This window comes from Bacillus sp. FJAT-27001 (assembly GCF_019039175.1).
GTDB lineage: Bacteria > Bacillota > Bacilli > Bacillales > Bacillaceae > Bacillus > Bacillus velezensis.
Genome location: NZ_JAHOAA010000001.1, coordinates 1,078,025 through 1,088,913, shown reverse-complemented (window position 1 = coordinate 1,088,913; position 10,889 = coordinate 1,078,025). Strand labels below are relative to the sequence as shown.

Below are 10,889 nucleotides of genomic sequence, written 5' to 3'. Positions count from 1 at the left end.
GATAACAATCATCCGTATTCAAACTTGAAGGTGTTTTTATTTGTCTCATCTTATGGGGTCAGTCCCTAAGGGGCGGGTTTTTTTATAAAAACACTTGCACCGGCCCCGGTTTCGGGATATGCTCTTGTAGCCCTTTCGCTTTCTGGGAGAAAGCGTTTTTTTAATTGCCGCCGCTTTATTGACTCGCCCATGCCGCGCCTTTATATTCTTATTAAGAGGAAAACTTCACCAAGAGAATCGGCGTCAGAAGCCGGGCAGCTTTCGATACAGTGCAATGATATTGAAAGGGAGATGAGCGGTGTGGAACATGTACAAAAAAATCAGTCACTCAAACAAAAGGATAAAGAGCTGATTTGGCACGCGATGAAAGGGGCGGAGCCGGATGACAGCATAATCGTCCAAAAAGGGGAAGGCGCCTGGGTTACGGACATTGACGGCAGACGGTATTTGGACGGCATGTCAGGCCTGTGGTGCGTCAATATCGGATACGGCAGAAAGGAACTTGCCGATGCGGCTTACAGCCAATTGAAGGAGCTTCCTTATTATCCGCTGACCCAAAGCCATCAACCCGCGATTGAGCTTGCGGAAAAATTGAATGAATGGCTCGGCGGCGATTATGTAATCTTCTTTTCCAACAGCGGATCGGAAGCAAATGAAACCGCGTTCAAAATTGCCCGCCAATACCACATTGAAAACGGCGATCACAGCCGCTTCAAATTCATCTCCCGGTACAGAGGCTATCACGGCAATACGATGGGGGCGCTCGCCGCTACCGGCCAGGCGCAGAGAAAGTATAAATATGAGCCGCTCTCACAAGGTTTTTTGCACGCGGCGCCGCCTGATCTCTATCGGAATCCCGGCGATGCCGTCACATTGGAAAGCGCGCATGAAATCGACCGGATCATGACGTGGGAGTTAAGCGAAACGATTGCCGGCGTTATTATGGAACCGATTATTACAGGCGGAGGGATACTGATGCCCCCGGACGGGTATATGGCAAAGGTAGAGGACATTTGCCGCCGCCACGGCGCGCTTCTGATCAGTGATGAAGTTATTTGCGGTTTCGGCCGCACGGGAGAGCCGTTCGGATTTCAGCATTACGGCGTTTCACCGGACATCGTCACAATGGCAAAAGGCATTACGAGCGCTTATCTGCCGCTGTCGGCAACGGCAGTAAAACGGGAGATTTTTGAGGCGTATTCGGGCGGTGAGCCGTACGGCCGCTTCCGGCACGTGAATACATTCGGAGGCAATCCGGCAGCCTGCGCCCTGGCCTTGAAAAACCTGCAATTGATGGAGGACGAAAATCTGATCGCCCGCTCCCGGGAGCTTGGAGAAAGGCTGCTCCGTGAGCTTGAGCCGCTCAGAGAACATCCGGCGGTCGGAGATGTACGGGGCAAGGGCCTTCTTGCAGGCATTGAGCTCGTCAAGGACAAAATCACGAAGGAACCCGCTGATGCCGCCCTTGTGCAACACGTCATCACCGCGTGCAGAGAAAAAGGCCTGCTTGTCGGGAAAAATGGCGATACTGTAGCGGGATATAATAATGTCATTCAGCTGTCTCCGCCTTTTTGCCTGTCGGACGAGGAGCTCTCTTTCATCATTTCGACCGTCAAGGAAAGCGTGCTGAGCATTGATTTTTAATGTAAAGGAGTAAAACATGAGTTTTCACAACCAGCAGATTCTACCGGCAATCCGGAACATGAAGCAATTCGATGCATTTTTAGAAAGTCCGTTCTTATACGGCGTCATTTTAGATATCCACCTCGGTCAATTAAAAGGTGTCGTGAATGAAGCGAAAAAACACGGAAAACTTCTGATGGTTCACGTCGATTTAATCCACGGCATTAAGCATGATGAATACGGTGCGGAGTTCATTTGCCAGGATATCCGGCCCGCGGGCATCATTTCGACGAGATCATCAGTCATCGTTAAAGCGAAACAAAAGAAAATATACGCGATCCAGCGTCTGTTTCTCTTAGATACGAGCGCCATGGAGAAAAGCATGGAATTCGTCGGAAAGCATAAGCCTGACTTTATCGAGGTTCTCCCGGGCATCGTTCCGACTTTAATCAGAGAAATTAAAGAAATGACGGGGATTCCGATTTTTGCCGGCGGCTTCATCCGCACGGAGCAGGACGTTGAAAACGCCTTGCAGGCAGGAGCCACGGCCGTGACGACTTCAGACACCGACCTATGGGCTAAATATGAACATTCTATGACAAAAAAAGATTGACACCGCTTACACCCATTGTTACAATAGACCTAGGTTAATACTATGTGATGGAGACCCGGAGACCCACAACAGCTCTTTACGGAAGCAATAAAGCGTAAAGCGGTTTGTTGTGGGTTTTTTATTCTCTATAACTCTGTCAAACCTGCTATTATGTCATTTAGGAGGAATGATGATGACAGCATTTTGGGGAGAAGTAATCGGTACAATGCTGCTTGTTATTTTCGGCGGCGGCGTTTGTGCGGGAGTCAATTTAAAGAAATCGCTTTCATACCAATCCGGATGGATTGTTATTGTATTCGGCTGGGGATTGGGAGTAGCCATGGCGGCATATGCCGTCGGCAGCATCAGCGGCGCCCACTTGAATCCGGCTTTAACGATAGGCCTTGCGCTTGAAGGCAGCTTTCCTTGGAAAGAGGTACCTGTTTATATTGCGGGACAGATGATCGGAGCAATGATCGGTGCGGTTGTTGTGTACCTTCATTATCTGCCGCATTGGAAGGCGACGGATGATCCGGCCGCTAAACTGGGCGTTTTCTCGACCGGCCCGAGTATTCCTCATACATTTGGGAATATGATAAGTGAAGTCATTGGTACGTTTGTGCTTGTGCTCGGCATTTTGGCAATCGGAGCGAATGAATTTACAAAAGGGCTGAACCCGCTGATTGTCGGATTCCTCATCGTTGCCATCGGGATTTCTCTTGGAGGGACGACCGGATATGCGATCAACCCTGCGCGGGATTTGGGGCCGAGAATCGCTCACGCCTTTTTGCCGATTCCGAAAAAAGGGCCGTCAAATTGGAAATATGCCTGGATTCCCGTAATCGGTCCGATCATGGGCGGTGCGTTCGGCGGCGTATTTTACAATGCCGCGTTTAAAGGAAATGTGACACCTAGCTTTTGGTTTGTAAGCGTTATAATGGTTGTAGTGCTTTTCATACTTTATCTTTATACCAAGAAATCTCAATCACAGAAAACATTATCAAATTCTGAATATATTTAAAAAGGAGAGCGGCATCATGGAGACCTATATTTTATCAATTGACCAAGGCACAACAAGTTCAAGAGCGATTCTTTTTAATAAAGAAGGAAAAATCGTGCATTCCGCTCAAAAGGAATTCACACAGCATTTCCCTCAGCCGGGCTGGGTGGAGCACAATGCGAACGAAATCTGGGGATCGGTGCTCGCCGTTATCGCGACTGTGATCTCCGAGTCCGGAATCAGCGCTGATCAAATTGCCGGTATCGGCATCACGAACCAAAGGGAAACGACGGTCGTATGGGATAAAGATACCGGAAAGCCGGTATACAATGCGATTGTGTGGCAATCGAGACAAACATCCGGCATTTGCGAAGAGCTTCGTGAAAAAGGATATAATGATACATTCAGAGAAAAAACGGGACTTTTGATTGACCCTTATTTCTCAGGAACGAAAGTCAAATGGATTCTTGACAATGTAGAAGGCGCGCGGGAAAAAGCGGAAAACGGAAGTCTTCTGTTCGGAACGATTGATTCATGGCTCATCTGGAAAATGTCCGGAGGGGCGGCGCACGTAACGGATTATTCCAACGCTTCAAGAACGCTGATGTTTAATATACATGAATTAAAATGGGATGACGAGCTGCTTGATATTTTAGGCGTGCCGAAATCAATGCTGCCGGAAGTGAAACCGTCTTCTCATGTGTACGCGAAAACGGTTGATTATCATTTCTTCGGTAAAAACATTCCGATTGCGGGAGCGGCCGGAGACCAGCAGTCTGCGCTGTTCGGTCAGGCGTGCTTTGAAGAAGGCATGGGGAAAAACACATACGGCACAGGCTGCTTTATGCTGATGAATACCGGAGAAAAAGCCATCACTTCTGATCACGGCCTTCTGACGACAATCGCCTGGGGATTAGACGGAAAAGTCGAGTATGCACTGGAAGGAAGCATCTTTGTCGCAGGTTCTGCCATCCAATGGCTGAGAGACGGCATGCGGATGTTCCAAGATTCAAAAGAAAGCGAGACATACGCAGAGCGTGTGGATTCCGCTGACGGTGTTTATGTCGTGCCCGCTTTCGTCGGATTAGGCACACCGTACTGGGACAGTGACGTGCGCGGCTCAGTTTTCGGCTTGACACGCGGAACGACGAAGGAGCATTTTATCCGGGCTACGCTTGAATCTCTCGCTTATCAGGCGAAAGATGTGCTTGATGCCATGGAGGCTGATTCAGGCATCTCTTTAAAAACATTGCGTGTAGACGGCGGAGCGGTAAAAAATAACTTCCTCATGCAGTTCCAGAGCGACTTGCTTGATGTGCCGGTCGAACGTCCGGAAATTAATGAAACGACGGCGCTCGGTGCCGCGTATTTGGCCGGAATCGCTGTCGGCTACTGGAAGGACAGCACTGAAATCGCTGATCAATGGAACCTTGATAAGCAATTCAAACCGGAAATGGAAGATGAAAAACGCGATGAATTGTACGGCGGATGGAAAAAAGCAGTAAATGCAGCTATGGCTTTTAAATAAGATAAAAATGTGGTATACTGAAAACAAGTTAATAGGAACGGTCCTGAGATGAGGAGAGACCACAGCACCAAAGTGATGACATGCGCTTTGGCTGTTGTGGTCTCTTTTTCTATACCGTGACAACAAGGAGGAAACGTAATGATGAATCACCAATTTTCAAGTTTGGAACGGGATCATATGCTGGAAGACATGACTAAAAAAACATACGATCTGTTTATTATAGGGGGAGGTATTACGGGTGCCGGTACGGCGCTTGACGCTGCTTCAAGGGGAATGAAAGTCGCTTTGAGCGAAATGCAGGATTTCGCGGCCGGCACATCAAGCCGATCCACAAAGCTTGTCCACGGCGGTTTGCGTTATCTGAAGCAATTTGAAGTCAAAATGGTTGCAGAAGTCGGTAAGGAACGTGCCATCGTGTACGAAAACGGCCCGCACGTCACGACGCCGGAATGGATGCTGCTGCCGTTTCATAAAGGCGGCACGTTCGGTTCATTCTCTACTTCCATCGGCCTGCGTGTGTATGACTATTTAGCGGGAGTAAAAAAATCAGAGCGCAGAAGCATGCTGTCTGCTAAAGAAACGCTGCAAAAAGAGCCGCTCGTCAAAAAAGACGGCTTAAAAGGCGGAGGCTATTATGTAGAGTACCGGACGGACGATGCGAGACTGACGATTGAAGTCATGAAAGAAGCCGTTAAATTCGGTGCGGAGCCTGTCAACTATTCTAAAGTGAAAGAACTGCTTTATGAAAAAGGAAAAGTTGTCGGCGTTTTAATTGAAGATCTGCTGTCAGGCAAGGAATACAAAGTTTACGCCAAAAAAATCGTCAATGCGACAGGTCCGTGGGTCGACGAGCTGAGAGAAAAAGACCACAGCAAAAGCGGAAAACATCTTCAGCACACAAAAGGGGTCCATCTCGTATTCGACCAATCCGTATTCCCGCTTAAACAGGCGGTGTACTTTGATACGCCGGACGGCCGGATGGTGTTCGCCATTCCGCGTGAAGGAAAAACATACGTGGGTACGACCGATACGGTTTACAAACAAAAACTTGAGCACCCGCGCATGACGGTGCAGGATCGCGATTATGTCGTCAGCTCCATCAATTATATGTTCCCGGAACTGAACATTACGGCGGACGATATTGAATCAAGCTGGGCCGGCCTCAGACCGCTTATTCACGAAGAAGGGAAAGACCCGTCTGAGATCTCCCGTAAAGATGAAATCTGGACATCTCAATCAGGCCTGATTACGATCGCCGGAGGAAAACTGACGGGCTACCGTAAAATGGCTGAGCACATTGTCGATCTTGTCCGCGACCGCTTGAAAGAAGAGGGCGGCCAGGACTTCGGCGGCTGCAAGACGAAGACGATGCCGATTTCCGGCGGACATGTCGGCGGCTCTAAAAACTTCGAGTCATTTGTGGAAGCAAAGACAAAAGACGGCTTGAAAATCGGTTTATCACAGGAAACCGCTAAGCAGTTAGCCATCAGATACGGCTCTAACGTTGAAAATGTATTCAGCCGGATTGAAGGTCTGAAAGACGAAGCGGAAAAACGCCAGATTCCGGTTCACATTTTGGCTGAAGCGGCTTACAGCATCGAAGAAGAAATGGCTGCGACACCTGCCGATTTCTTCGTCCGCAGAACGGGAAGACTGTTCTTCGACATCAAATGGGTGCAAACGTATAAAACGGCCGTGATTGATTACATGAGCGACCGATTCCAATGGAATGACGAAACGAAAGAAAAACACACTGAGTGGTTAAATACGCTGCTGCACGACGCGGTTGTTCCGCTCGAACAATAATAACCGGAGGGCTGTGCCGAAAAGGCATGAGCCCTTCTTTTATCTTTTTACATAAAGCATTTGGTTAAGTTATCAAGTGACACGGGCAGCCGCTTCATATTAAAATATGGTCATAAGCTGAAATTATAGGAGGACGAACATGAGTTGGAGTAAGAGTTACGAACGCTGGAATCAGGCCGAACAATTAGATTCAGAATTGAAAAAATTATTGGCGGACGCAGAAGGAAACGAGCAGCTGCTGGAAGATTTTTTCTACAAAAATCTTGAGTTCGGAACAGGAGGCATGAGAGGAGAAATCGGGCCGGGTACGAACAGGATGAATATTTACACGGTCCGCAAAGCATCCGCCGGACTTGCGGCGTATATCGCGAAACAGGGGGAAGACGCGAAAAAAAGAGGGGTTGCGATCGCATACGACTCCCGTCATAAATCTCCTGAGTTTGCGATGGAAGCTGCAAAAACCCTTGCTTCCCAAGGCATTCAAACATACGTATTTGATGAGCTCCGCCCGACGCCTGAGCTGTCTTTTGCGGTGAGAAAGCTGAACGCTTATGCCGGTATCGTCGTGACGGCCAGCCATAACCCGCCTGAATATAACGGATATAAAGTGTATGGCGATGACGGCGCACAGCTGCCGCCGAAAGAAGCGGACATCGTCATTGCGGAAGTGAATGCCATAGAAAATGAACTAACGATTCAAGTTGAAGATGAACAGTCGCTGAAAGAAAAAGGTTTGATTAAAATAATCGGTGAAGAAATTGATAAACCATATACTGAAGAACTGACTTCCATCTCCGTACATCCCGAGCTTTCGGATGAAGTGGATGTCAGCGTCGTGTTCACTCCGCTGCACGGCACGGCAAATAAACCGGTGCGCCGCGGTCTTGAAGCACTCGGTTACAAAAACGTCACCGTCGTGAAGGAGCAAGAGCTGCCGGACCCGGATTTTTCAACCGTCAAATCGCCGAATCCGGAAGAGCACGCGGCATTCGAATATGCCATTAAACTCGGAGAAGAACAAAACGCTGATATTCTCGTCGCTACGGACCCGGATGCCGACCGTCTCGGCATTGCGGTAAAAAACAGCGAAGGCAAGTACACAGTGCTGACGGGAAACCAGACAGGCGCGCTTTTATTGCATTACCTGCTTTCCGAGAAGAAAAAACAGGGCGCCCTTCCTGAAAACGGTGTCGTCATGAAAACGATTGTCACGAGCGAATTGGGCCGCGCCGTCGCTTCATCGTTCGGATTAGATACGGTTGACACGCTGACAGGCTTCAAATTTATCGGTGAAAAGATCAAAGAATATGAAAAATCAGGCCAATACACGTTCCAGTTCGGGTATGAAGAAAGCTACGGCTACTTAATCGGCGATTTCGCGCGTGACAAAGACGCGATCCAGGCTGCGCTGTTAGCCGTCGAGGTATGCGCCTTTTATAAAAAGCAGGGCATGTCGCTTTATGACGCGCTGCTGTCCATTTTTAAAGAATACGGTTATTACCGTGAAGGCTTGAAGTCATTGACGTTAAAAGGAAAACAGGGAGCAGAGCAGATTTCCGCTATCCTGACTTCCTTCCGAAACGATCCGCCGAAGCAGATGGCCGGAAAACAAATCACGCAGGCTGAAGACTATTCAACGGGAAAACGGACTGTATTTGCCGATCATCATGAAGAAGATATTGATCTGCCGAAGTCAAATGTCCTGAAATATTTCCTTGAAGACGGCTCTTGGTTCTGCCTTCGTCCATCGGGAACGGAGCCGAAAGTGAAGTTCTATTTCGCCGTGAAGGGAACTTCTTTACAAGACAGCGAACAGCGTCTTGCCGCATTATCTGAAGCTGTCATGAAAACGGTGGATGGCATAGTGGAAAAAACGAAATAAACAACAAACCGCCGGAAGCGACATCCGGCGGTTTTTTTATACCCCTCATCCGAAAGTATGAGGAAAATTCATGCTGAAAACAAAGGAATATACAGAAAAGAATTGATATAATATGGATAATTCTGATTGGCCGGAGTGAGGGAAATTGACGAAAACGACGGTAGAAACGTTAAAAACGTTAAAAGCGATTGCGGAAACCTTAAACCAAAGCCACGATTTAAAGGAAGCGCTTGATAAAGTGCTTCGCGAACTGCTCAGCCTGACCGGGCTGCAGACAGGGTGGATTTTTCTGATTGAGCCGGACGGATCTTATACGCTCGCCGCATCCGCTTATTTACCGCCGGCTCTCGGTCAGCGGGAAAATGCACTCATGTGCAGCGGGGAATGCTATTGTCTGACCAAATTCAGCAATGGCGGATTGACAAAGGCCGTAAACATAATGAATTGTAAACGGATTGAATTTGCGGAACAGACGACGAACTGCCGCGATACGGAGGGCATTACCCATCATGCGACCGTACCGCTTGAGGACGGCGGCCGGAAGTTCGGTTTATTAAACGTCGCCGCAAGCGAAAAGACATTTTTCAACGAAGAAGAACTGCATCTGCTTGAAGCGGTTGCATTTCAAATCGGAACGGCGATTCAGCGGATGAAATTGGCCGAATTTGAGCAGCAGAACGCCCTGTTGATGGAACGAAGCAGACTTGCGCAAGAGCTGCATGATTCCGTCAATCAGATGCTGTTTTCTGTCAGCTTAACGGCAAAAGCCGCAAAGAGCTTTACAGATGATGATCGGCTCCGGCAGATGATTACGTTTATTCAAGAGCTGTCTCAGGATGCGCTAACAGAAATGAGGGCGCTTATTTGGCAGCTGAAGCCGGAAAGTTTGACGAAAGGGCTGTATGCGTCGATCAAAAGCTATGCCGCTCTTATCGGCCTGGAAGCCGTTTGTGAAATGGAGGATGAGCTGGAGCTTACGGATGAACAGGAACACGCGCTTTGGCGGATCGCCCAGGAAGCCTTGAATAACTGTAAAAAGCATGCGGGAACGGACCGGGTTATCATTTCCGCCGTTAAAAAGTCGGATTGCGCGGAGCTTCATATTAGCGACCGTGGAGCGGGCTTCAGCGCAGATACGCATACGGGGCTGCCGTCGCTCGGCGTGACCGGCATGAAAGCGCGCGCCGAAGCAATCGGAGGCCGCTTTACATTGCAATCCGAGCTTGGCGCCGGAACGATTGTCTCCGTTCGGCTTCCGTTTCGGGACAGGAGGTCTGATTGATGAAAATTGTGATTGCTGATGATCATCACGTTGTCCGCAAAGGACTGCGCTATTTCTTCGCCACTCAGGAAGACATTGAAGTTGTCGGTGAGGCGTCCACCGGTGCTGAAGCGCTTCAGCAAGCTGAAAAGACGGAGCCGGACATCATTCTGATGGATTTATCAATGCCTGATATGGACGGCATAGAAGCGGCAAAAATTGTGGCTGAACGATTTCCGGACATCAGTATCGTCGTTTTGACGAGCTATTCTGATCAGGAGCATGTCATTCCCGCCCTTAAAGCCGGCGCAAAAGCGTATCAGCTGAAAGACGCCCAGCCCGATGATTTAGTGAAAACGCTCTGGGAAGTGTATTCCGGACGTTACCGGCTGTCGGCGGATATTGTGCCTCACGTGCTGACCCATATGGTTCAGGATGATCAGGATAAGGAAAAATATGATCAGCTCACCCCTCGTGAAAAAGATGTTCTTCAAGAAATAGCCAAAGGGAAAAGCAATAAGGAAATTGCGGCGGCACTGTTTATTTCAGAAAAAACAGTGAAAACCCACGTGTCCAACCTGCTGTCAAAGCTGAATCTTTCCGATCGGACGCAGGCGGCATTGTATGCGGTAAAATATAATGTTTTTGGAAAGGCGGTAAAATCATGAGCATATTAGTGATCAGCGGCACACCGAGAAAAAACGGGCGGACTAGAATTGCCGCTTCTTATATAAGAGATCGGTTTCATACCGATTTTATTGATTTGAGCGAAAGTGATCTGCCGCTTTATAACGGTGAAGAAGAACAGAACGAGCTGCCTTCAGTGCAAGAGTTAAGGCGGCAGGTGAAAAAGTCGGCGGCCGTCGTCTTATTATCTCCCGAGTATCACAGCGGCATGAGCGGCGCTTTAAAAAACGCCATTGATTTTTTAAGCAGCGATCACTGGGCATACAAACCGGTGGCAATCATGGCCGCGGCGGGCGGAGGAAAAGGAGGCATGAACGCGCTGGCGAATATGCGGACGGTCATGCGGGGCGTCTATGCAAATGTCATCCCGAAACAGCTGGTCTTAGACCCGATTCACATCGACATGGAGCGCCGGACCGTATCTGAGGATATGGCTGTCAGCCTGAAAGAGATGATCGAAGAGCTGAATATGTTCACAAACATAAGAAATCCCGGCGTCTGACGCCGGGA

At 48.8% G+C, this 10,889-nt stretch carries 9 protein-coding genes; all 9 read left to right on the top strand.

Annotation, left to right across the window (positions count from 1 at the left end; genetic code table 11):
* Positions 1-291: 291 nt before the first annotated feature.
* The 9 genes from BGM27_RS04710 (at position 292) to BGM27_RS04670 (ending at position 10,881) form a co-directional block, all read left to right on the top strand.
* Positions 292-1,644 carry an aspartate aminotransferase family protein gene (locus BGM27_RS04710; protein WP_102422641.1) on the top strand — a complete coding sequence of 451 codons (1,353 nt, stop codon included), beginning with the start codon at positions 292-294 and terminating at the stop codon, positions 1,642-1,644.
* 16 nt (positions 1,645-1,660) lie between these two features.
* The gene (locus BGM27_RS04705; RefSeq protein WP_007409286.1) at positions 1,661-2,236 is read left to right on the top strand and encodes a glycerol-3-phosphate responsive antiterminator; all 576 of its coding nucleotides are present in this window, start codon (positions 1,661-1,663) and stop codon (positions 2,234-2,236) included.
* 172 nt (positions 2,237-2,408) lie between these two features.
* Positions 2,409-3,236: an MIP/aquaporin family protein gene (locus tag BGM27_RS04700; protein WP_007409285.1), complete on the top strand. Its 828-nt coding sequence runs from the start codon at positions 2,409-2,411 to the stop codon at positions 3,234-3,236.
* A gap of 16 nt (positions 3,237-3,252) precedes the next feature.
* On the top strand, positions 3,253-4,743 hold the full coding sequence (glpK, locus tag BGM27_RS04695; protein WP_007409284.1) for a glycerol kinase GlpK: 1,491 nt from the start codon (positions 3,253-3,255) through the stop codon (positions 4,741-4,743).
* 138 nt (positions 4,744-4,881) lie between these two features.
* On the top strand, positions 4,882-6,549 hold the full coding sequence (gene glpD / locus BGM27_RS04690) for a glycerol-3-phosphate dehydrogenase (RefSeq protein WP_003155341.1): 1,668 nt from the start codon (positions 4,882-4,884) through the stop codon (positions 6,547-6,549).
* Positions 6,550-6,688: 139 nt separating this feature from the next.
* Positions 6,689-8,431 (top strand): phospho-sugar mutase, encoded by a 1,743-nt coding sequence (locus BGM27_RS04685; protein WP_007409283.1) that lies wholly within the window; start codon positions 6,689-6,691, stop codon positions 8,429-8,431.
* A gap of 145 nt (positions 8,432-8,576) precedes the next feature.
* Entirely contained in the window at positions 8,577-9,713 is a 1,137-nt protein-coding gene (locus BGM27_RS04680; protein ID WP_007409282.1) for a GAF domain-containing sensor histidine kinase, read from the top strand.
* On the top strand, positions 9,713-10,360 hold the full coding sequence (locus tag BGM27_RS04675) for a response regulator (RefSeq protein ID WP_007409281.1): 648 nt from the start codon (positions 9,713-9,715) through the stop codon (positions 10,358-10,360). Before BGM27_RS04680 ends, BGM27_RS04675 begins: the two co-directional genes overlap by 1 nt.
* Entirely contained in the window at positions 10,357-10,881 is a 525-nt protein-coding gene (locus BGM27_RS04670) for an NADPH-dependent FMN reductase (RefSeq protein WP_007409280.1), read from the top strand. The genes BGM27_RS04675 and BGM27_RS04670 overlap by 4 nt, the downstream gene beginning before the upstream one ends.
* Positions 10,882-10,889: the final 8 nt, after the last annotated feature.